Annotated in this window: 21 protein-coding genes; 11 read left to right on the top strand and 10 right to left on the bottom strand. The window is 38.9% G+C overall.

Annotated elements, in window-relative coordinates; translation table 11 throughout:
- Nucleotides 1-10: 10 nt before the first annotated feature.
- From pxpA to mutS, 4 genes are all read right to left on the bottom strand, one after another.
- Nucleotides 11-754: a 5-oxoprolinase subunit PxpA gene (gene pxpA / locus EV694_RS09050; RefSeq protein ID WP_132691730.1), complete on the bottom strand. Its 744-nt coding sequence runs from the start codon at nt 752-754 to the stop codon at nt 11-13.
- Nucleotides 741-1,670, bottom strand: a complete 930-nt coding sequence (locus EV694_RS09045; protein WP_132691728.1) for a 5-oxoprolinase subunit C family protein — start codon at nt 1,668-1,670, stop codon at nt 741-743. The genes pxpA and EV694_RS09045 overlap by 14 nt, the downstream gene beginning before the upstream one ends.
- Nucleotides 1,667-2,317, bottom strand: coding sequence for a 5-oxoprolinase subunit PxpB (gene pxpB, locus EV694_RS09040; protein ID WP_132691725.1), 651 nt, complete (start codon nt 2,315-2,317; stop codon nt 1,667-1,669). The genes EV694_RS09045 and pxpB overlap by 4 nt, the downstream gene beginning before the upstream one ends.
- 281 nt (nt 2,318-2,598) lie before the next feature.
- Nucleotides 2,599-5,175, bottom strand: a complete 2,577-nt coding sequence (gene mutS, locus EV694_RS09035) for a DNA mismatch repair protein MutS (protein ID WP_132691718.1) — start codon at nt 5,173-5,175, stop codon at nt 2,599-2,601.
- Between the two features lie 154 nt (nt 5,176-5,329).
- Here mutS and recA point away from each other — a divergent pair, with 154 nt between their 5' ends.
- Nucleotides 5,330-6,457 carry a recombinase RecA gene (recA, locus tag EV694_RS09030; protein ID WP_132691716.1) on the top strand — a complete coding sequence of 376 codons (1,128 nt, stop codon included), beginning with the start codon at nt 5,330-5,332 and terminating at the stop codon, nt 6,455-6,457.
- A 60-nt stretch (nt 6,458-6,517) separates the two neighbouring features.
- Nucleotides 6,518-8,491 (top strand): 2',3'-cyclic-nucleotide 2'-phosphodiesterase, encoded by a 1,974-nt coding sequence (gene cpdB, locus EV694_RS09025; RefSeq protein WP_132691969.1) that lies wholly within the window; start codon nt 6,518-6,520, stop codon nt 8,489-8,491.
- A gap of 121 nt (nt 8,492-8,612) precedes the next feature.
- Here cpdB and rraB read toward each other — a convergent pair whose 3' ends face one another.
- Together rraB and EV694_RS09015 are read right to left on the bottom strand one after the other, a co-directional pair.
- Nucleotides 8,613-9,014 (bottom strand): ribonuclease E inhibitor RraB, encoded by a 402-nt coding sequence (gene rraB / locus EV694_RS09020; RefSeq protein ID WP_132691714.1) that lies wholly within the window; start codon nt 9,012-9,014, stop codon nt 8,613-8,615.
- A 260-nt stretch (nt 9,015-9,274) separates the two neighbouring features.
- Entirely contained in the window at nt 9,275-9,880 is a 606-nt protein-coding gene (locus EV694_RS09015) for a YagU family protein (protein ID WP_132691712.1), read from the bottom strand.
- Nucleotides 9,881-10,225: 345 nt separating this feature from the next.
- On the opposite strand from EV694_RS09015, the gene EV694_RS09010 reads away from it, so the two are divergent.
- From EV694_RS09010 to tpx, 3 genes are all read left to right on the top strand, one after another.
- Nucleotides 10,226-12,745, top strand: coding sequence for a TonB-dependent receptor plug domain-containing protein (locus EV694_RS09010; RefSeq protein WP_132691710.1), 2,520 nt, complete (start codon nt 10,226-10,228; stop codon nt 12,743-12,745).
- A gap of 198 nt (nt 12,746-12,943) precedes the next feature.
- On the top strand, nt 12,944-15,682 hold the full coding sequence (locus EV694_RS09005) for a M16 family metallopeptidase (RefSeq protein ID WP_132691708.1): 2,739 nt from the start codon (nt 12,944-12,946) through the stop codon (nt 15,680-15,682).
- Between the two features lie 119 nt (nt 15,683-15,801).
- Nucleotides 15,802-16,296: a thiol peroxidase gene (gene tpx / locus EV694_RS09000; protein ID WP_132691706.1), complete on the top strand. Its 495-nt coding sequence runs from the start codon at nt 15,802-15,804 to the stop codon at nt 16,294-16,296.
- Between the two features lie 112 nt (nt 16,297-16,408).
- Here tpx and glpE read toward each other — a convergent pair whose 3' ends face one another.
- Complete coding sequence (gene glpE / locus EV694_RS08995) at nt 16,409-16,735, bottom strand: thiosulfate sulfurtransferase GlpE (RefSeq protein WP_132691704.1); 327 nt, start codon at nt 16,733-16,735, stop codon at nt 16,409-16,411.
- 73 nt (nt 16,736-16,808) lie between these two features.
- Here glpE and EV694_RS08990 point away from each other — a divergent pair, with 73 nt between their 5' ends.
- Nucleotides 16,809-17,231, top strand: coding sequence for a PNPOx family protein (locus EV694_RS08990; protein ID WP_132691702.1), 423 nt, complete (start codon nt 16,809-16,811; stop codon nt 17,229-17,231).
- Between the two features lie 42 nt (nt 17,232-17,273).
- Here EV694_RS08990 and mobA read toward each other — a convergent pair whose 3' ends face one another.
- The gene (mobA, locus tag EV694_RS08985) at nt 17,274-17,852 is read right to left on the bottom strand and encodes a molybdenum cofactor guanylyltransferase MobA (protein WP_132691700.1); all 579 of its coding nucleotides are present in this window, start codon (nt 17,850-17,852) and stop codon (nt 17,274-17,276) included.
- Nucleotides 17,853-17,969: 117 nt separating this feature from the next.
- On the opposite strand from mobA, the gene EV694_RS08980 reads away from it, so the two are divergent.
- The 5 genes from EV694_RS08980 to EV694_RS08960 all read left to right on the top strand — a co-directional run bounded on the left by EV694_RS08980 (nt 17,970) and on the right by EV694_RS08960 (nt 21,268).
- The gene (locus EV694_RS08980) at nt 17,970-18,236 is read left to right on the top strand and encodes a YihD family protein (protein WP_132691698.1); all 267 of its coding nucleotides are present in this window, start codon (nt 17,970-17,972) and stop codon (nt 18,234-18,236) included.
- 9 nt (nt 18,237-18,245) lie between these two features.
- Nucleotides 18,246-18,869, top strand: a complete 624-nt coding sequence (dsbA, locus tag EV694_RS08975; protein ID WP_132691696.1) for a thiol:disulfide interchange protein DsbA — start codon at nt 18,246-18,248, stop codon at nt 18,867-18,869.
- 68 nt (nt 18,870-18,937) lie between these two features.
- Entirely contained in the window at nt 18,938-19,264 is a 327-nt protein-coding gene (locus EV694_RS08970; protein WP_132691694.1) for a MaoP family protein, read from the top strand.
- A gap of 148 nt (nt 19,265-19,412) precedes the next feature.
- Nucleotides 19,413-20,510 carry a tRNA (uridine(54)-C5)-methyltransferase TrmA gene (gene trmA / locus EV694_RS08965; protein WP_207859819.1) on the top strand — a complete coding sequence of 366 codons (1,098 nt, stop codon included), beginning with the start codon at nt 19,413-19,415 and terminating at the stop codon, nt 20,508-20,510.
- Nucleotides 20,492-21,268 (top strand): class I SAM-dependent methyltransferase, encoded by a 777-nt coding sequence (locus EV694_RS08960; protein WP_132691692.1) that lies wholly within the window; start codon nt 20,492-20,494, stop codon nt 21,266-21,268. Before trmA ends, EV694_RS08960 begins: the two co-directional genes overlap by 19 nt.
- Before the next feature lie 91 nt (nt 21,269-21,359).
- Here the strand turns inward: EV694_RS08960 and EV694_RS10955 are convergent, their stop codons facing one another.
- Together EV694_RS10955 and EV694_RS10950 are read right to left on the bottom strand one after the other, a co-directional pair.
- Entirely contained in the window at nt 21,360-21,734 is a 375-nt protein-coding gene (locus EV694_RS10955) for a hypothetical protein (protein WP_207859818.1), read from the bottom strand.
- A gap of 90 nt (nt 21,735-21,824) precedes the next feature.
- Entirely contained in the window at nt 21,825-21,995 is a 171-nt protein-coding gene (locus EV694_RS10950; protein ID WP_207859817.1) for an NAD(P)-binding domain-containing protein, read from the bottom strand.
- Nucleotides 21,996-22,020: the final 25 nt, after the last annotated feature.

Genomic DNA, 22,020 nt, shown 5'->3' with positions numbered 1-22,020 from the left:
CTGTAGATCCTTATTCTGTTGCTTTGATTATGATGTTGTGTTGTTGTAATTGTTGGCGAATACGTTGGGCGAAGGCTAAGGCGTGTGCACCATCGCCATGTAAGCAAATACTATCAGCTTGTACGGGGACTAACTCGCCCTCAACGGATTTCACTGTCCCCTTTAATACCATTTGTAACACTTGTTCAATGGCTTCTTCATCACTTTCCACTAATGCGTCCGCTCGGCTACGGGGAACAAGTGAGCCGTCCGCTAAATAATGGCGATCGGCAAAGACTTCGGAAATTACCGATAAACCTTGTTGTTGTGCCGCTTTAATCAATAAGCTCCCCGATAATCCCATCAGTTTGAGCTTGGGATTAAAGCCTTTAATGGTTGAGGCAATTAACTGTGCTAGTGCCATATCCTTAGCGGCTTGGTTATATAATGCCCCATGGGGTTTTACATAGATTAAGGTAACTTGTTGTTCATCGCACAAGGCTTGTAACGCACCGAGTTGATATAATAAACAGGCTTTTAATTGTTCTGGTGCAAGTTGCATATTGGTGCGTCCAAAGTTTTCACGATCAGGGAAACTTGGGTGAGCCCCAATGGCTACCTTGTTTTGTTTTGCCCAAGCAATAGCGTTACGCATTTGCTCATAATCCCCTGCATGTAAGCCACAGGCAATATTAGCTGAGCTGACTAAGCGGAGTAATTGTTCATCATTTTGACAGCCTTCCGCCAGATCGGCATTTAAATCAACGTGTTTCATTTGCCATTCTCCTTACATAATCTAAATATTGCTGATTTTTTTGTTGTTGTACCAAGGCTTCCTCGACGGAAACTTGGCAAAAGTAAATATCTTGCCCAAAAGGGTTTTGTGCCAATCGTCCTAAATCGGCACGAATAACCGCGGCGATTTTAGGATAACCACCAGTGGTTTGTGCATCTGCCATTAAGACAATAGGTTGCCCTTCTGGCGGAACTTGTACGGTACCAACAGGGACACCATGGGATAACATTTCTAATGGCTCATTGAGACTTAAGGCTTGCCCTTGTAAGCGATACCCCATACGGCTACTATTGGATTGTAAACGCCAAGGGGTTTGCCAAAAGGCTTGCTGGCTTTCTGGACTAAAATGGGAATATTCAGAAGAAGCTATGGCGAAGATTTTATTGGTAAACGCAATAGGTTCAATCCCAACGGAATGGAGATAACAATCTCGTTTTCCTGTGGCAATATGATCGCCAGCACGCAATAACCGCCCCTGAAAACCGCCAAATCCTGCTTTGAGATCGGTACTACGGGAGGCTAACACCTCAGGAACCGCAAAGCCCCCAGCAACACAAAGATAAGCATAATTCCCTACCACTGCACGTTTTAAATGCAAGGTTTGCCTTGCTCTGGCGGTATAACGCCAATAAGGGAAAATAGGTTTGCCATCAAGTTCAGCCTCAAATAATGCCCCTGTTAAACAAAATGGCGTATCGCAATCAAAGGTAATGGCGAGTCTCCCTAAGGCAATTTCAATCGCCGTATCATTGGGATCATTATTGAGCAATAAATTTCCTGTTTGTAATGCAAGGGGATCCATTGCACCCACACTGCCCACCCCTAAACCACGAGAGCCAAAACGTCCTAAGTCTTGTAAATGGGCAAAAGATTGAATGTACTGAATATAAATCATAACACCACCGTTTCAGCCACAAAACGAACCTGATCCCCTGCACTTAATAGCACAGGATTTTCTCGGTTTAAATCAAATAAAGGGATAGAGGTACGCCCCAATAATTGCCAGCCCCCAGGTGAGGCGAAAGGATATACCCCCGTTTGGCTACCGCCAATGCCAACAGAACCTGCTGGCACACGCATTCTTGGCGTTTTATGGCGAGGCGTATGCAAATTTTCAGGTAATCCGCCTAAATAAGGAAAGCCCGGTTGAAATCCCATCATAAACACGGTATAGGTTGGCTCTGTATGGCGGCGAATAATTTCTCTTGGGGTCGTTTGATGATATTCCGCCACTGCCACTAAATCCTCGCCTAGAGATCCGCCGTAGTTGACAGGGATTTCAATTAAACGTCCCTGATGGCGGGGCTGTTGCTCACTTAATTGTTGCCAACATTGCTCAAGCTGTTGTTGTAAAAGGCTAAATTGAGCCTGCTCGGTAATAAATAAGGTGAGATTATTCATGCCTACTACCACTTCCTCAACTTCAGCAAAATCCTCAGCAAATTTTGCTAATACCCATAAATGTTGTTGCTTTTCTAAGTCAGCGGGCGGTGGTAAGGAACACAACAAACTGTATTCACTTGTATAATGAATTGTCAACATAAAACACCCCAAATCTAAACAAATTGTAAAACTATATTTAGCTTTTAAATTTTGGGTTGTCAATCTATATCTAAGGCGGCGATAGCAAGTGATAAGAGAATTATATTTTTTACTAAAAAAGTGCGGTTGTTTTTAGAAAAATTTTAATATTATTCCTTATTATTATGAAATTTTATAGTTATTTCAGTTCAAAATAAGACAGAGTGGTACGCTGAATACAAAACAAAGAGTACGGCGAGGCGTACCAACGCCGTATTATTTTAAAGTGGGGCAACGATATCTTAAAGTAAGGATTTTAATTGATATAAATAAGCCAATGCTTGTTTTGGCGTTAACTCATCGGGATCGAGTTTTTCTACCATATCCCAAATAACTTGCTTACTTTCTTGCTCATCAATTAAAGGCAATTCCACTTGATGTTGCATTGCCTCACGCAAAGGCATCCCTTGATTTTTCTGAGCAGAGAGGTTTTCCAAATGTTGTAATTTTTGTTTTGCCAATTTGATCACCGTTGGCGGTACGCCCGCTAAACTTGCCACCGCAAGCCCATAGCTTTTACTGGCTGCCCCTTCCTGCACTTGGTGCATAAAGGCAATACTATTATTATGTTCTAATGCGTCTAAATGAACATTGACAGCACCAGCCAGTTGATCAGGTAATACGGTCAGCTCAAAATAATGGGTGGCAAATAAGGTAAGACAACGCAATTTTTGCACTAACCATTCAGCACAAGCCCAAGCTAACGCCAGCCCGTCATAGGTGGATGTACCTCGTCCAATTTCATCAATAAGCACCAAACTTTGTTCGGTGGCTTGATGAAGAATATTTGCCATTTCCGTCATTTCCACCATAAAGGTAGAACGCCCAGAAGCCAAATCATCAGAAGCACCAATACGCGTAAAAATACGGTCAATTTTACCAATTACCGCTTGCTCCGCCGGCACAAAACTGCCTATATAAGCCATTAAGGTAATCAGTGCAGTTTGTCGCATATAGGTACTTTTACCGCCCATATTGGGGCCAGTAATAATCAATAAATGGCGTTGTTCATTCAGTTGCAAAGGGTTGGCAATAAAAGGCTCTGAAATCACTTGCTCTACCACAGGGTGGCGACCTTCTTGAATATCAAGTTCAATATTGTCACTAAAACGTGGTTGCACATAATTCAAGGTTTCTGCACGTTCAGCAAGGTTAGTCAGTACATCAAGTTCTGCCAGTGCTAAACTTGCTTGTTGTAATGCGGCTAAGTGCGGTAATAATTGGTCAAAAATTTCTTCATAAAGCTGTTTTTCCAAGGCAAGGCTTGCTCCTTTGGCTTTCAACACTTTATCTTCATAGGTTTTTAATTCAGGAATAATATAACGTTCCGCATTCTTTAAGGTTTGTCGGCGTACATAATGGATTGGGGCTTTGTGGGCTTGTCCTTGGCTAATTTGGATATAATAACCATGCACCGCATTAAAGCCTATTTTAAGGGTATCAATGCCAGTGGCTTCTCGTTCTCGTTGCTCTAATTCTTCTAAGTAACGTGTTGCCCCCAGCGAAAGTTCTCGCCATTCGTCCAATTCTTGATGATAGCCTGCGGCAATCACGCCACCGTCACGAATGATCAGCGGAGGATTTTCCACAATAGCACGCACCAATAAATCCACTAATTGCGGAAATTCACTAATTTGCTGTGAACGTGGGGCAAAAACCGGCGAAAGTTGTAAAATTTGTTGAATAAAAGGGAGCTGTTGTAACGCATTGCGTAAACGGGTTAAATCTCGTGGACGGGCTGAACGTAACGCAATGCGTGCTAAAATACGCTCCATATCACCAACTTGACGCAATAAAGGTTGTAACTCGTCGATTAAATCTTGTTCAATTAAGGTGCGAATGGTTTGTTGCCGTTGTTCTAATTCCGCAATCTGACGAATAGGTTGATGAATCCAGCGTTTCAGTAAACGGCTTCCCATCGGGGTAACGCATTTATCTAATACGGACGCTAAGGTATTTTCGGTTCCCCCCGCAAGATTTTGGGTTAATTCTAAATTTCGTCTTGTGGCAGCATCTAACAAAATATTATCGCTATTTTGTAATAAACTAATGCTATGAATATGCGGCAATGCGGTACGTTGTGTTTCCTTGGCATAATGCAATAAACAGCCTGCCGCACAAAGCCCTAATATCGCCTTTTCAACACCAAATCCCGCCAAATCTTTTGTACCAAACTGACGGTTTAATAATTGTATGGCTGTGGCTAATTCAAATTCCCAAGCTGGACGGCGGCGTAGGCCTTTAATATGGTTGATTAAAGCCATATCGGCAAAATCTTCGCTGTATAATAATTCAACAGGGGCAATGCGTTGTAATTCTGCTTGTAAACTGACCGCACTTTCTTGCTCACTTAATTGAAAACGCCCAGATGTCATATCCAAGGTGGCTAAACCAAAACGATCTTTTTCCTGATAAATGGCGGCAATCAAATTATCTTTTCGTTCTGGCAACAGGGCTTCATCACTCACTGTGCCTGGTGTTACAATACGCACAATTTTGCGTTCAACAGGGCCTTTACTGGTAGCAGGATCGCCCACCTGTTCACAAATGGCAACAGATTCGCCTAATTGCACCAGTTTGGCTAAATAGCCCTCCACTGCGTGATAAGGCACACCTGCCATAGGAATATTATTACCGCCAGATTGCCCACGTTTTGTTAAAGAAATATCTAATAATTCTGCCGCTTTTTTTGCATCATCATAAAAAAGCTCATAAAAATCGCCCATACGATAAAACAACAAAATATCTGGATTTTCTGCTTTAATTTTAAGATATTGTTGCATCATTGGGGTGTGTTGAGATTGATTATTTGTGGTCATAATAAGATAGAGAAATTGTTATAAAATTCGATACGTCTCTCATTTTAACAAAAATTTTGAAGAAAAAATAAAAATTTGCTTGATACTGTATTGTTATACAGTATAAAATAATAGCAATTTGATGATAAACAAAGAACAAGAGGTCTGTTTAACTATGGCAAAAAATGACAATAGCAAAAATAAAACCGTCAACAAAGAAAAACCAACAACAGAAGAAGAAAAAGCAAAAGCCCTCGCCGCCGCCTTGGGGCAAATTGAAAAGCAATTTGGTAAAGGCTCTATTATGAAATTGGGCGATAGCCAAGCTATGGATGTTGAGTCCATCTCCACAGGATCAATTAGTTTGGACGTTGCTTTAGGGATAGGTGGATTACCAATGGGGCGAATTGTGGAAATCTTTGGGCCAGAATCCTCAGGGAAAACCACGTTGACCTTAGAACTTATTGCTCAAGCACAAAAAGCAGGGAAAACCTGTGCCTTTATTGATGCGGAGCACGCTTTAGATCCCATTTATGCGGCGAAATTAGGCGTAAATACCAAAGATTTATTGATTTCACAACCAGACCACGGCGAACAAGCCTTAGAAATCTGTGATGCTTTGGTGCGTTCTGGTGCCGTTGATGTGATTATTGTTGACTCCGTTGCTGCCTTAACACCAAAAGCAGAAATTGAAGGCGATATGGGCGATTCTCACGTGGGTTTACAAGCCCGTTTAATGTCGCAAGCCCTGCGTAAATTAACGGGAAATATCAAAGCCGCGAATTGTTTGGTCGTTTTTATCAACCAAATTCGTATGAAAATTGGGGTTATGTTTGGTAATCCTGAAACCACAACAGGGGGGAATGCACTAAAATTCTATGCCTCTGTACGTTTAGATATTCGTCGTGTAGGATCCGTCAAAGAGGGCGATGAAGTCATTGGTAATGAAACTCGTGTCAAAGTGGTAAAAAACAAATTAGCTGCGCCATTCCGCCAAGTTGACTTCCAAATTCTTTATGGCGAAGGGATTTCTAAAGGCGGTGAATTATTAGACCTTGGCGTGCAACATAAATTGGTGGATAAAGCAGGGGCTTGGTATTCTTATCAAGGCGAGAAAATTGGGCAAGGTAAAAATAATGCCTTGAAATGGTTAGCAGAAAATCCTGAAAAAGCACAAGAGCTAGAAACCAAGTTAAGAGAAGAATTACTTGCTCACCCTGAAAAAATGCTAATGGATCCCCCAAAGGATATAGAAAATAACGAAGATGAAAACAATAACGAACAAGATGCGTTAGAGTTTTAATTTTAATAAAGGAAAAGTGCGGTGATTTTGACCGCACTTTTTTATTATAGTAGAGATAAGATTATGAATAGAAGACACTTTATAAAAATGGGAGCAGGGGCATTACTGGCATTAAATACCTCTCGATTTGCTTTAGCAGATTCACTAAACCACGTTCATTTACGCATTATCGCGACAACGGATATTCACGGTTTTTTGACAGATTTTGATTATTATAAAGACACCCCAACAAATAAATTTGGTTTTAGCAGAGCAGCGAGCTTGATTGAGCAAGCGAGAAAAGAAGTAAAAAATAGCTTATTAGTGGATAATGGGGATTTAATTCAAGGTAATCCTATTGCTGATTATTATGCGGCTAAAGGCTATCCAGCTAAAGAGAAAAACCCCGCAATGACCGTATTAAACCAAATGCAATATGATGCGGGTACATTAGGCAATCACGAATTTAATTATGGTTTAGATTTTCTGCAAAATAGTATTGAACAAGCTAATTTTCCCATTGTTAATGCGAATGTGGTAAAAGCGGGAAGTGATGAACCATTTTTTACCCCTTATGTCATTCAAAGCAAATCAGTTGTTGATGAGCAGGGGCAACTGCAAGTTATCAAAGTAGCTTATATCGGTTTTGTACCACCACAAATTATGGTATGGGACAAAGCACATTTAACTGGCAAAGTAGAGGCTCTTGATATTGTGCAAACTGCTAAAAAATATATTCCACAAATTAAGCAACAAGGGGCAGATATTGTTATTGCACTTGCTCATACAGGTCCCTCTAATGAACCTTATCAACAGGGAGCAGAAAATTCAGCCTTCTATCTTGCCGATGTAGAAGGCATTGATGCTGTGATTTTTGGGCATTCTCATCGTTTATTTCCTCATACTGAATTTGCTCATCATCAAAACGTGAATATTGAGCAAGGTACAGTGAACCACATACCAGCGAGTATGGCGGGCTATTGGGCAAATAATATTAGTGTAATTGATTTAGAAATTAGTCAACATAATAATCAATGGGTTGTAACTCACGGGAAAGCAGAATTACGTCCAATTTATGATAACGCTCAAAATAAAGCGAAAGTTGAAAATCACCCTGAAATTACTGCTTTACTTCAACCTATTCATCAAGCAACCCGAGATTTTGTTGCCCAACCTATTGGTTTTTCTCAGCAAGATATGTATAGCTATTTAGCTTTGTTACAAGATGATCCTACGGTACAAATTGTTAATCTTGCTCAACAAGATTATGTACAAAATGTCATTAAAAATTTACCTGATTTAGCTGATATTCCTGTATTAAGTGCGGCAGCACCTTTTAAAGCTGGTGGACGTAAAAATGATCCTACGGGTTACACCGAGGTTGAAAAAGGGCAATTAAGTGTGCGAAATGCTTCGGATTTATATTTATATCCGAACACCCTTGTCGTTGTTAAAGTAAATAGCGAACAATTAAAAGAATGGCTTGAATGTAGTGCAGGTATGTTTAATCAAATAGATCCTAATACTAACAAACCACAATATTTACTAAATTGGCAAGGGTTTCGTACCTATAATTTTGATGTGATTTATGGCGTAAATTATCAATATGATCTGACTCAGCCAGCACGTTATGATGGCGAATGTAAACTTATTAATCCGAATGCTCAACGTGTTATTCATTTAACTTTTAACGGCAAAGCAGTAAACCCAAATGATGAGTTTTTAATCGCTACCAATAATTATCGAGCTTATGGTAACAAATTCCCAGGTACTGGCGAACAACATATTGTTTACGCTTCGCCTGATGAAAATCGCCAAATATTGATTAATTACATTAATAAAGTAAGCCAAGCAAAAGATGGTATTCAATTAAAAGCAAGCCGAAATTGGCAAATAGCTCCTATTCACACGAAAACCCTCTTAGATATTCGCTTTGAAACCTCACCAACAGAGAAAGCCAGAGCCTTTATTGCCCAACAAGCACAATATCCAATGCAGTTTAAAATGCAAGATGAAACAGGCTTTGCGGTTTATCAAGTTGATTTAACTCAATAATGACAATGCCCCGATAAAAGGGGCATTGAACTGACTTAGTTTATAGTCGCTCCACTTTAAAATAATACGCGTTAGTACGATTTACCTTATTTTAAATTAAAACGACTATATATCTATAACATCAATCCTGCTCATCAAAAAACTCACCATCATCGCCATATTCATCTTCATCACTATTAGGATCTTCAAAATAGGTTCCCCAACCATCATAAATACCTTGATGTTTTTCAATAATAGGTAAAATTTCTTGTTGTTGGGCATCAATTAATTCTGCTTTCAAAGGGATTTCAGTAATAATATCAAAACAATAAAGGAGTTTACCTTGAGGATCTTCAAATTCCTCAGCCTCAGAAACCTCATAGCCTGCTTTAAAAGCGTCAACGGCAATTTTCTCTAGTTGGTCAAAATTGTTATGAGTAACATGATGTTCAATAATATAGAGTGCATCGGGATCGCTACCATCCTTGAGTAGATCCGCAATAATTTGGCGAGTTTGTTCATAGTCAGATGTTGTTAGTTGCATGGTTGTTTCCCCCAATTATAATCGTCCACTTTAAATACCGCCTTGACACGCCTTGTCGTACGCTTTGTACTGTCTTCAGCCTGTCGCCTTGTCTTATTTTAAAATGAAACGGCTATATTATAAAGTGCGGTGTATTTTTCAAAAATTTTATCATCATTCCACTTTAAAATAATATCCTGTTGGCACACATTGTTTTATTTTAAATTGAAACAACTATATTTAAGTAAAAAATAAAGCCGAGCAAAGCTCGGCTGGTTGAATTAACGATAAGGCGAAGTTAAAGGTACTTCTGGATCAGGTTCTTTGGTAATGCGGTTACGCAAATCACGGCGAATAACCTCAATAGTCCAGAACCAGAAAATATGCCCAACTAATTCAGAAATATGTTCATAAGCTGGCCATTCCCAAACAGGTGGCACTAAGCCTAATAAAGGGAAAGAAATATAATGCACACAAATATTGGCGATAATCCCTGCTCCAATCCCTTGCCAAAATTTAATTTTTGGAAAACGCTCTGCCACAAGGCAGTAACCAATGGCAAAAACGAGAGAAAAGGTAATATGCGTAACCCCAATCCAGTTAAAACCATGATCTGCAAAGGTAAATACTGCCGCAGTAGGGTCAATACCAATATAGTCACGTAAAAATACGTGAGGCGGATTTAAAAAGGCGCGTGAGCAAACTTCGATTGCTTGGCTTGGATCTTGACAAGCTGCAGCAAAGAAATCAAAAGGGCTACGCGGTGGGAATGGGTGTTCCGCTCCCCATTTTACGAAAGCAGAAATTAATCCTGCTACAATACCAACAAAAATAGCGATTCCATAGCGACGGCGGCTAGGATCGGTTTGTACAAATAATCCTGACATATGAACTCCGAGATAAAAAGAAACTAAATCTCTATTGAATATACGATTAATAGAGATAGGTATGATATTTATTCAATTTATTTTTTAGATAAAAATAAATTGCGCATATTTTATACCTTAATAAGGTTAGGTCAAGGTTTTATGGTCGAAATATCACACCAAATGATTAATTTGGTGCATAAATTGATTAAATCTTGACAACAAATCAAGAAAAAAATAACATTTTCCGCTTTATTGAGTGAGAATTACTCTTATTTTAATTTTCAACTGAAACCTTTTAGCTTGATTTCAATTTGCTATTGTGTTTTGCAAATAGCAATATTTCTATTAACACGAGGAGTCTTTATGTTTAAAAAACACCTGTTGACATTATTGATTGCTAACGCCTTTAGTGTGCATCTTTATGCTGTTGAAAGCAATGCGGTAGAAAATGGAATTACCCCCCCCCGTGACGAAAATTTAGCCAATTCTACACTTGATACCATTATCGTTTCTGACACACCTTTTAGCCAACAAGTCGGCACACAAAAAATCACTGAACAACAAATCGCTCGCCGTCCAACAGGAAATGGCAACATTACCGAACTATTGAAAGGCAATCCTAATGTTATTTTTTCCAATGATGCGGATCGCTCGGAATTAGGCGGTGAAATTGCACCAAATGAAGTATCTATTCACGGCGAGAAATTCTATAACAATAACTATACCATTGACGGTATCTCCAATAATGACAACCTCAATCCTGCAGGGAATAATAGCGTGATTAATGGTACTGATGTGGACGGTTATAGTCCCACTGATTTACCCGGTGGCGGTACACAAAGTTTTTGGATTGATAGCAGTTTATTAAAAAATGTAGAAGTCTTTGATAGCAATATTTCTGCCAAATATGGGCAATTTTCTGGTGGTGTGATTAATGCGGAATTGAACGATCCTGATTTATCAAAAGCCAGTGGTAAAGTGTTTTATCGGATTACACGTGATGAATGGGCGAAATTTCATGTTGATGATCGAGAAAGTTTTGAGGCCGCCGAAACCTTAGGCGATCAGCCCCAATTTACTAAACAGCAATTTGGCATTGTATTAAATCAGCCGATTAATGATAAAGCAGGGCTGTTATTTAGCTATTCTCGTACGCAATCTAAAATGCCTTATCATCATTCAAGCTTAGATATTTGGGAAAATCAACGCCGTTTAAATGAAACCTTTTTGTTAAGAGGGGTTTATTTGCCTGATAATGGCGATTTATGGCGAGCGACATTAATGTATTCTCCTCATCAATCAAAATATTTGAAACGCAATATTAAAGAGGGGGCTTTTACCAATACAGGCGGCGGTTTTCGCTTTAATTTAGAATGGCAAAAAGAGTTTGATTGGTTAAAAATGACCAGCCAAATTGCTTATAACCAATCGGGCAATAAGATTAAACACGAAAGTAATACTTATAACTATTATCAAAGCACTGCCAGCATTGATTGGTGTTCTTCTTATTCTCGTACGGGTAGTTGCACTTATGCTGCCGAAGGGGGATATGGTAAATTTAAAACGGAAAAAGAGACTTACACCTTAAAACAAAATTTTGAGATCAAAGCCTTTGATACCGCACAGCTAGAGCATAAAATCAGCTTTGGTTGGGAAGTGGATTTTGCACGAGCAAAATATCAGCGTATGCAAGATGTTTATAGCTATATTTATGCAAAATCCAGCAATACGGGAACTGATTGTAGTTTATGTATCCCAAATGAACAATATGCTCGGACGATGAGCTATTATCCTGCTCGTACAGTTAAAGCCAATGATAATGTCTATTCTTTCTACTTACAGGATAGTATCAGTTGGCGTAATGTGAATGCGGTATTAGGCTTGCGTATGGATCGTTCTCAATCCCTAGGAAATACCGATTTAGCCCCTCGTTTTTCTGCTTCTTATGATGTTTTTGGTAATCAAAAAACGCAATTATTTGGTGGGATAAACCGTTATTATGCAAGTAATATTTTGGCTTATAAATTACGCAATGGCATTACCTATCGTGAGCAATATACCCGTTCTTCTGCCACAGGCGAATGGCGACAATCAACATTGACATTGAGAGATTATAATGTTGAGGGACTCAAAACCCCTTATAACGATGAGTATACGTTAGGTATTAGCCAAAATATTTGGGATACTTTATGGACGTTTAAATGGGTACAACGTCGTGGCAGAGATCAATTTACTTCACTTTATGACAGCACCACACGCACTTATCAACAAACCAATGATGGACGCAGTAAAACCAATACATTTACCCTTACCCTCAAACCGATTTCAAGCTATGACTTACACTATGCTCAATTAAATTGGGATTTAGGGGCAAGGATCAGTAAAACTCGCACTAATTTTAACCAATATGATGCCACTGCGCTTGACGAGGGCTATGACAAAATGATCTTAAATGGCAAATTAATGGATATTACCGATGGTTTGCCAGCCACAGATTACAATTCCCCTTGGTCAACATTCCTTAATATTGATTTGCATTTCCCTGCTATTCGTTTAGATTGGGGGCATCGTTTAAGTTATAACTCAGGCTATCGCCACTTTTCCTCAAGCAGAACCGCTTGCCCAAGCTATGGCACCATTTGTGGCGACTATGAGGGTAATGTGATTGTTTATGAGGAGAAAAAACAAGGCAGTTACTTTATGTGGGATTGGCGTTTTGCTTATCAACAACCCACTTATCAAAACCAATATATTGAATTTACCCTTGATATTAATAATGTGCTAAATCGCAAAATTGTGGCCTCTGCTACCGATAATAGCGGTAATAATCGCACCTATAAAATGGGCAGAAACTTCTGGTTTGGGGTAAGTTATAACTGGTAAATTATCATTAATAATGGACAGCGGTTTTGGCTGTCCTTGCGTTATAGTCGTTCCACTTTAAAATGATACAGCGTTGGTACGCCTCGCCGTACGACTTGTACTGTCTTCGGCGTACCGCCTTGTCTCATTTTAAATTGAAACGACTATATTAATAAAAATTTTTAAAAATAGACCGCACTTTTGTTATTAGGAGTAAAAATGCGAGTAATTTTTCTATTATTTACCCTCTTGTTTGCCACCCTTAGCTATGCTGAAACAGAACCTCAACTGATTGAGGGACAATTAACAAATGGCTTAAACTATTTTATTTTGCCCCTAAAGCAGGATAAAGGAAGAATAGAAATTCGGCTTAAAGTAAAAGCGGGAGCAATCGATCAAACCGATCAGCAAAATGGTGTCGCCCATATGTTGGAACATATGGTATTTCGTGCCAGTGAAGGTTATCCACAAGGGGTAATGAGCTATTTACATCAACAGGGCTGGCAACGAGGTCGCCATTATAATGCAGTAACCAATGCGGATAGCACTACCTATATGTTGCTCCCACCAGCCAAGCAAACCCTTGCGGATAGCTTGCAAATACTGAGTCAAATGGTTTTTTCCGCTCAATTAACTGAGCAGGATTTAGCCAAAGAACGTTTAATTGTCTTGGAAGAATGGCGTAGCAAACAAGGTGTGGCTGCCAGAATGAATTTGCAACGTACGCAATCAGTCCGCGTCAATTCACGTTATGCTCGTGGATCCGTGCTAGGCACAGCAGAAGATATTGAACACATTACCCCTGAACATTTAAAACAATTTTATCAGCAATGGTATGTCCCCAATAATATGACATTACTCATTGTTGGCGATGTGGATCCACAAGATACCATAAACCACATACAACAATACTTTGCTCAAGCGAGACCTAAAGCCTTACCTGAACGAGATTATTATGAACCAAAACTTAGCAATCAAATTCGTATTCATCAACTGCAAGATCCACAAAGTGCGGTAAGTCAAATCGCTTATATTTGGCGATTTGATGAAAGCCAAAGTCGTGGTGATGATAAACAAGCACGCAAAGCAAGATTAATTGATCGCTTAACCCTTGCAATGCTTAATCAACGTTTACGCAACCAACAATCACAATTAGCTCAAGGGGTTAATTCTTTGGTGGTGCGTAAATCCGAAATTGGTAAAAATACGGTGGCATTAGGCATTTTTGCTGGGGTAGAAAAACGTTCTCATCAACAGGGTTTACAACAAATTTTACAAGAAATTGAACGCTTAAAACGTTATCCTTTTACACAAGCTGAATTTGAACAACAAAAAACACTGATTGAAGAACAAATTGATTTTGCTCGTAACAATAATAAAAGTGCAGATTTTAACCAGTGGGTACAACGCTTAAGTAATACATTATTAATGGATAAAAGCTATCTTTCGCAAGCCAAAATAGCCGAAATCCTCTCGCCATTATTAGCGGAAATCCAGCTAGCAGATGTGCAACAACGGCTTAATCAATGGCTATCCTCGCCAGATCAGATTGTGCAATATCAATTACCTAATGCAATACCTAGTTTTTCCCTTAACCAATCGCAATTAACACAACTAAAGGAACAAGTGGCGCAACAAAAAATAGTCGCTCCCTATCGCCCTCCTCAACTTGAGCCAATGGAATTTGCACCATTAAAAAAACAAGGCAAGATTATTAAACAACAAGATTTTAAAGAACAAAATGTGATCCATTGGTATCTTGCTAATGGCGATAAAGTGGTGTGGTTAAAAACCAATTTAGCCGATGATAAAAGTTATTTTCGTGCAATTAGCCAAGCAGGTTTTCAAGCCAAAGAATTAATTAATTGGCAAAGCCAAATTGCAAGTCAAATTATTGCCCAATCCGCTCCCCTTGATTGGCAACAAGAACAGCTAGCACAATGGAAAAAACACCTAAAACTGAATTTATCCTTAAATCAAACGGACAAAGAACTGACTTTTAATGGGCAAGCAGATAACCCTAATTTTGCTCAATTATTACGTTTATTCTATGCAATACAACAAGAAACTAAGATAAAAGCAGAAGCGATTGATGACATCAAACAAAGCATTGAACAACAACTTGAACGCCAATCTCGCCAACCTCGTCAACAAAAATTAATCGCCGCCACAGAATTACTCAAATATGGTAAAAATATTAGCATTCATCATCTTCCGCCAAACGCCCAAGCATTGGCACAACTTGATGAAAAACAACTTAATCAGCAATGGCAAATTATACAACAAACGCCGACTACTTATTATATTGCCAATAATCTCAGCGAAGATGAAATGCAACAACTTGTTAGCACCTATTTAGCTACCATTCCTCGTGGCAAACCCTTAACTTTTACCCCGTTATTGATGACAAAAGGAGCGCAAACCTCTCAATTATCCTTGGGACAGCAGCCAAAACGGGATATTACAATGTGGTGGGCAGCCCCTTATACTTGGCAAGGGAAAGAGGCAATGTTGGTATCGCTAATACAGCAGATTGCAAGCGACAAATTAAAATTAACTTTAAGAGATCAACAGCTTGGCATATACAGTTTAAGTTTTACAAGCAAACTTAATCCGCAAACACAACAAATTGAAAGCGAATTAAAATTTACAGCAAGCCCTGAAAATAGCGAAAAATTAATCAAACAAGCGAAACAAGTATTACAACAACTCGCTGAGGCCATCACAGAACAGGACATTAAGCAAGTTAAAATACTTTTTCAACAACAAGAAAAAAATAGACTAGAACAAATAAATACATGGTTAACAAGGCTCATTTTGAGTGAACAACAATATGCCGATCCCCGCTATTTAACGGAAATGCAACAATTAACGGATTTTATTTCATTAGAAAATGTAAAACACATCCTTTCCCAATTTAATTGGAATGAGGTAAAAATATTCATCGTGCAGCCCTGAAAACGGTATTAAAGTAGGACGACAATAATTACTGAAATAGATAAGTTTATACACAATACATTTAAAAGAATGTTAATATCAAAAGCGAAATGTATAACAACAAATTCAGGAGAAAACCTATGACAGTAACTTTAGCAGGCAATCCCATTGATATTGGTGGCCATTTTCCACAAGTAGGAGAAAAAATTGAAGAGTTTTGCTTAACCAATAAAGAACTCAAAGACGTCAACCTCAGTGAGTTTTCAGGTAAACGCAAAGTCTTAAATATTTTCCCAAGTATTGATACTGGAATTTGCGCCACATCCGTACACAAATTTAATCAGCAATCCGCAAACTTAGCAAATACCATCGTACTTTGTATTTCAGCGGATTTACCTTTTGCACAAGCACGTTTTTGTGGTGCGGAAGGTATTGAAAATGTAGAAGTATTATCGACTTTTAGACATAAAGAAGTACATCAACAGCTCGGCGTGGCAATCAATTCAAGCCCACTTGCAGGCTTAACCGCACGTGCTGTGATCGTTTTAGATGAACATAATCAAGTTTTGTACAGTGAATTAGTGCCTGAAATCAAACAAGAACCAGATTATGAAAAAGCTTTGGCTGTGCTTTAAATATTATAGTCCTTTCAATTTAAAATAAGACAAGATAGCACGCCGAAGACAGTATAATAAGTACGCCGAGGCGTGCCAACTCTGTATTATTTTAAACTGGAGCTATAAAGGATCAATACCCCGTTTCAATAGGTAATTCTGCTCTAACCCAAGCATCAAAACCGCCTTTCACACTATAAACTTGCTCATAGCCTTGTTCAAGCAAGAATTGTGCTACATTGCGGCTGCTGACACCATGATAACAGCTTACAATGACAGGTTGATCAAAATCGTATTCATCTTGAAATTGCCCATAGCTTTGGTTGGTTAAATGAAATGCACCTTGTGGACGGCTATAACTAAAACGAGGTAAATCACGAATATCCACTAATACCGCTTCTTCTTGCTGTAATAATTGCCATGCCTCTTCTGGGGTAATTTCAACAAATTGTTCCATAATTTATCCGATCAATCTTTATTTCTGGTAAAAATTGCGGTGAAATATAGCATTGTTTTTTTATCGGGTAAATCTTATGCAAGAAAATATCATTAAATTCCTCCAACGTAAGCATATTGTGAGTTTAAGCGTGTTTAACCAGCAAGATATGTGGTCAAGCATTTGTTTTTATGCCTTTAACCCCCTCAATAACAGCTTATTAATTCGCACCAGCCCAGATACTCGCCACGGTATCATTATGCAAACCCACCCTCAAATAACAGGCACCATTATCCACGACACCACAACGGTGGCGAAATTGCAGGGTATTCAATTTACAGGAACCATTCATGAATTATGTGGCGAAATGAAGAAAAGTGCATTAGCTTTTTATTATGAGCGTTTTCCCTATGCACGGGCAATGAAATCATCCTTATGGGAAATTTGCTTTAATGAAATTAAATTCACCGATAACACCTTGGGATTTGGTAAAAAGACTTTGTGGAAACGGGAAAGTTAAGTCTTAAAAAGTAAGGAGAGGCTTGCCAAAACGGTCTTATTTTCACTTTTGGTTATTTTTATCCAACCCCTCTCGCCAGTTAATATTGATAAAACCTTGTTTTTGCTCACTAAAATCAATAACGAGAGCTTGTTGTTGCTGGAAAAAGGTTAAGACTTTACGTTCACCTTGGGCAAGATAGGTGCTTAATGGGGTAATCAGTTTTTTTGATAAGAGACAAAAGGTAGGGTGGCTACGTTCTCCGTCATCAGCATAAGCAACGGGAGCCTGTTGGTGGATTGCTTGAGAGAACTTTTCCACTAAATTAAGGGGTAAATAAGGACAATCACAGGGAACAAATAGCACATAATCGCTAGTGGCTCGCTTTAAGCCTGTCAGCATACCGCTTAACGGGCCTTGAAAGCCTGTCAGTTCATCATTAAACACAGGGTAACCATATTGAGCATATTGAGGTAAATGCCGATTGGCGTTAATGGCAATGTGAGTAAGTTGAGGTTTTAGGCGTTGCAAAATATGTTCCACCAGCGGTTTTCCTTGTAGCAGTTGTAACCCTTTATCTACACCGCCCATACGTTTACCTTGTCCACCAGCTAAAATCACTGCACTGATTGTCATTGGCATATTTTCTTCCTGATTTCATTGCAATATTGGCTTGAAAGTGTAACATATTGCTACTTTGAGCCGAACTAAAATGACATAATTAGCTTAAGTTTAATAAGCCTAATAAGAGGAAAGCGTATGAAATGCCATCGTTTAAATGAAGTATTGGAACTTTTGCAACCTTATTGGTCTAAAGATCCTGACTTACATCTGACTCAAATCTTACAAAAAATTGCCCAAGAGGCAGGTTTTGATAAACCCTTAGCGGAATTATCCGATGAAGTGATTATTTATCATTTGAAAATGGCGGATAAGGATAAATTTGAGCCTATCCCGGGCATTAAAAAAGATTATGAAGAAGATTTTAAATCTGCGTTGTTAAAAGCACGTGGTATCACTAAATAAGGAAAGATTATGAAAAAAATTTTTGCAATTTTGACCGCACTTTTTACTGCCACATCGGTGTATGCTGGCGAACTTAACCTTACAGAAGGCAAGCAATACCAAGTCATTGACCAACCTCGCTCGGCTCAGCCCGAAGTGATTGAGTTTTTCTCTTTTTATTGCCCACATTGTTATCACTTTGATATGGATTACAAAATCCCACAACAAATTAAACAGAATTTGCCAGAGGGCGTGAGCTTTAAACAATACCATGTTGACTTTTTAGGTGGACAATCGGAAAACCTTTCTCGTGCTTGGGCATTAGCAATGGCAATGGGCGTAGAGGATAAGGTAAAAGACGGGTTATTCGTTGGTGCGCAACGTAATACCTTTAAATCTATGGCGGATATTCGCCAAGTCTTTATTGATAATGGTATTTCTGCCGAACAATTTGATGGTTCAATTAATAGCTTTGCGGTGAATAATTTAGTGAATCGCCAAGCAAAATTAGCCGAAACCTTTAAAGTGCGTGGTGTGCCTGATTTTTATGTCAATGGCAAATTCCGTGTTAATCCAGAAGGTTTATCCAATGATAATGTAGACACCTTTGTCAGCGAATATGTGCAAACAGTACAACAATTATTGAAAAAATAATTGACTTATTTTTATAAGCTGTTTTAATGCAAACGCATTTTTATTCACTGAGATAATAAGAGGATATTATGGCTGAAAGTTTTCGTGTAGAACGCCGTTTTTTTGATGATAAAAATTACCCACGAGGTTTTTCTCGCCATGGCGATTATACCATTCGTGAATCACAAATTTTAGAGCAATATGGACAAGCCTTTAAAGCCTTAGATACGGGCGAACAAGAGCCTGCAACAAAAGAAGAAAAAGCCTTTGTGGCATTTTGTCGTGGCGAACGTCCTGCGGAAACTGCTTTTGAAAAAGTTTGGTATAAATATCGCACTTTGACCTCTAACACCAAACGCCTTTATACCCTATCAGGTAATGTGGCACCAGAGGCAGGCGAAGAATTTACAGAATAATGTATTCTATGACTATTCGTAAAGGCTTGTGATCCCAAGCCTTTTTTTATGCTATAGTAATTTCAATTTAAAATAAAACAAGGCGTACCAACACCGTATTATTTTTAACGTGAATTCAGCCCATTACCCTTTAATCAATAAATCCGATATGATGCAGAAACTTCCTATTGAACAATATCAACATTTATTACAAGAAAAAATCCAAAAACTGACCGCACTTCTTGCTCCTTTTGAACCGCCAGAATTTGCGGTATTTGCTTCTGAGCCACAACATTATCGTATGCGCGCAGAATTTAGGATCTGGCATGAACAACAAGATTTGTTTCATATTATGTTTGATCCTGTTAGCAAACAACGTTATGCCGTACAACAATTTCCTGTTGCCAGTCAGCTTATCAATCAAATGATGTCAGCGATAATACCGCTGCTTAAAGTCTCGCCACTATTAAAGCAAAAATTATTTCAAATTGATTATTTAAGTAGCCTCAGTGGCGAGATTATTGTGAGCTTGCTCTATCACAAAAAATTGGATGAACAATGGCAACAGGCGGCATTAAATCTAAAACAAAAGCTGATCGAGCAAGGTTTTAAGGTGCATATTATTGGGCGAGCCAATAAACAAAAGCTCTGTTTCGATCAGGATTTTGTACAGGAAGTATTGCCTGTTTATGGGCGTGATTATTATTATCGTCAAGTAGAAAATAGCTTTACCCAGCCGAATGCCAAGATCAATAGCAAAATGCTCGAATGGGCGTTGGATTGCACTCGCCACAGTCAAGGGGATTTGCTCGAACTTTATTGTGGTAACGGTAATTTCTCTATCCCTTTAGCACAAAATTTCCGCAAAGTGTTAGCCACAGAAATCGCAAAATCTTCGGTGAATGCCGCCCAATATAATATTCAAGCTAATCACATTGAGAATTTACAAATTATTAGAATGTCTGCGGAAGAATTTACTCAAGCAATCAATGGCGTACGTCAATTTAACCGCTTAAAAGGTATTGATTTAACGGAATATGATTGCCATACGGTATTGGTGGATCCACCACGAGCAGGTTTGGATCAAAACACCCTCACTTTAATTCAACAATATGATCAAATTTTATATATTTCCTGTAATCCGCAAACCTTATGCGACAATTTACAGCAACTTTGTCAAACCCATCGCATTGCCAAGGCTGCCCTATTTGATCAATTCCCTTACACTGAACATATGGAAACAGGCGTATGGCTAACTCGCAAGTAGCATTGCAATTACTTGATGAAACCGAAAATAACGAGGTATTTTATCAATTTTGTGGCGACAACGGCATAAGGGCGGAAACTGATCATCCGTTAGCCTTAGTCAAGACTTATCATCAAGCCGCGCAAACAAGGTTAGAATTACGCAAACTTGATGAACCCAAACTGGGAGCGGTTTACGTGGATTTTGTTGGCGGTACAATGGCACATCGGCGTAAATTCGGTGGTGGGCGAGGTGAAGCCATTGCAAAAGCAGTGGGTATCAAAAAAGATAGCCTTCCCACCGTTATTGATGCCACAGCAGGATTAGGGCGAGATGCTTTCGTATTAGCGGTATTGGGCTGCCAAGTGCGTTTAATTGAACGCCACCCTGTGGTGCGTTTATTGTTGCAAGACGGTTTACAACGGGCCTATCAAGATCCTGAAATCGGCGAGTTACTACAACAAAATTTACAACTACTACCCCAAACTCACTTGACGCAACTTAATGTTAATTTAGATTATGCTGATGTGGTTTACCTCGATCCAATGTATCCACATAAACAAAAAAGTGCATTAGTTAAAAAAGAAATGCGTGTATTTCAACAACTTGTCGGTGCCGATTTAGATGCCGATTTACTCCTCCCCCCTGCCTTACAATTAGCTCGTCAGCGTGTAGTCGTAAAACGCCCCGACTACGCCCAATTTCTCGCGGAAAAAGCACCGCACTTTAGCCGAGAAACCAAAAATCATCGGTTTGATGTTTATCTTGTTCATTTATAGTCGTTTTAATTTATACTCGTCCCATTTTTAAAATAATACGGTGTTGGTACTCCTCGCCTCATTTTAAATTGAAACGACTATATCAAGACTTTTAAAAACGAAAATCTGGCGACCAGGCTAATTCTGTTTTCGCTTTTTGGTTGCTAATCATTGCACTATCATCCGTAATATTGAAAATGGCAGATTGTGTTTGTTTCACCGCAAGAAAAGCGGCATTTACTGCGGCATCAACATTGACTGAAGGCATATTCGCAAAAGGTTGTTCAAATCCAGTGTCTTTGCCATAAACAGGATCGGCAAAATTTAATAATGGTGATTGTTTCGTTAATATTTGCTTGCTAGGTTCATAGACAAAGGCGATACTTTGTGCAATAAAGGCTTGGACGCCAGCTTGTTCTGTGGCGGCAACAAGATTGGCAGTGCCTTCTTCACGAATTCGTGCATTACGCACTAAGGTTTGTTCCATTTGATCTGCGGTTAATCCATCAGGTAAATCTGTTAATTGATGGCTAAGGACACTTGGCTTTGCCTTAACAATGGCATCGATGACAGCATTTCAATCAAAGATATCTAAGATAATAGGTTTAACCCCCATTTGAGCCAATTTTTCTACTTTTTCTTGGCTACGAGTGGTACCATAAACTGTCCATCCTGCTTCTAATAACATGGCACATAAAGGTTTACCAATAACGCCACTTGTACCAGCGATAAAAATAGTTTTGTTCATATTGCTTTCCTTTTTTATGTAGTGA

The sequence above is a fragment of the Volucribacter psittacicida genome, from assembly GCF_004339025.1.
Lineage (GTDB): Bacteria > Pseudomonadota > Gammaproteobacteria > Enterobacterales > Pasteurellaceae > Volucribacter > Volucribacter psittacicida.
Note: the sequence above shows the minus strand (reverse complement) of the source record. Positions and strands in the feature narration are given on the sequence as shown.

Bases quoted from the DNA above. Each gene is read 5' to 3' on its own strand.
- EV694_RS08960 (WP_132691692.1), top strand. From the start codon at position 20,492: ATGGCTAACTCGCAAGTAGCATTGCAATTACTTGATGAAACCGAAAAT.
- pxpA (WP_132691730.1), bottom strand. From the start codon at position 754: ATGAAACACGTTGATTTAAATGCCGATCTGGCGGAAGGCTGTCAAAAT.
- trmA (WP_207859819.1), top strand. From the start codon at position 19,413: ATGATGCAGAAACTTCCTATTGAACAATATCAACATTTATTACAAGAA.
- mobA (WP_132691700.1), bottom strand. From the start codon at position 17,852: ATGCCAATGACAATCAGTGCAGTGATTTTAGCTGGTGGACAAGGTAAA.
- EV694_RS09045 (WP_132691728.1), bottom strand. From the start codon at position 1,670: ATGATTTATATTCAGTACATTCAATCTTTTGCCCATTTACAAGACTTA.
- EV694_RS08980 (WP_132691698.1), top strand. From the start codon at position 17,970: ATGAAATGCCATCGTTTAAATGAAGTATTGGAACTTTTGCAACCTTAT.
- EV694_RS10955 (WP_207859818.1), bottom strand. From the start codon at position 21,734: ATGGAACAAACCTTAGTGCGTAATGCACGAATTCGTGAAGAAGGCACT.
- rraB (WP_132691714.1), bottom strand. From the start codon at position 9,014: ATGCAACTAACAACATCTGACTATGAACAAACTCGCCAAATTATTGCG.
- EV694_RS10950 (WP_207859817.1), bottom strand. From the start codon at position 21,995: ATGAACAAAACTATTTTTATCGCTGGTACAAGTGGCGTTATTGGTAAA.
- EV694_RS09010 (WP_132691710.1), top strand. From the start codon at position 10,226: ATGTTTAAAAAACACCTGTTGACATTATTGATTGCTAACGCCTTTAGT.
- recA (WP_132691716.1), top strand. From the start codon at position 5,330: ATGGCAAAAAATGACAATAGCAAAAATAAAACCGTCAACAAAGAAAAA.
- EV694_RS08990 (WP_132691702.1), top strand. From the start codon at position 16,809: ATGCAAGAAAATATCATTAAATTCCTCCAACGTAAGCATATTGTGAGT.
- EV694_RS09015 (WP_132691712.1), bottom strand. From the start codon at position 9,880: ATGTCAGGATTATTTGTACAAACCGATCCTAGCCGCCGTCGCTATGGA.
- dsbA (WP_132691696.1), top strand. From the start codon at position 18,246: ATGAAAAAAATTTTTGCAATTTTGACCGCACTTTTTACTGCCACATCG.
- mutS (WP_132691718.1), bottom strand. From the start codon at position 5,175: ATGACCACAAATAATCAATCTCAACACACCCCAATGATGCAACAATAT.
- EV694_RS09005 (WP_132691708.1), top strand. From the start codon at position 12,944: ATGCGAGTAATTTTTCTATTATTTACCCTCTTGTTTGCCACCCTTAGC.
- tpx (WP_132691706.1), top strand. From the start codon at position 15,802: ATGACAGTAACTTTAGCAGGCAATCCCATTGATATTGGTGGCCATTTT.
- pxpB (WP_132691725.1), bottom strand. From the start codon at position 2,317: ATGTTGACAATTCATTATACAAGTGAATACAGTTTGTTGTGTTCCTTA.
- EV694_RS08970 (WP_132691694.1), top strand. From the start codon at position 18,938: ATGGCTGAAAGTTTTCGTGTAGAACGCCGTTTTTTTGATGATAAAAAT.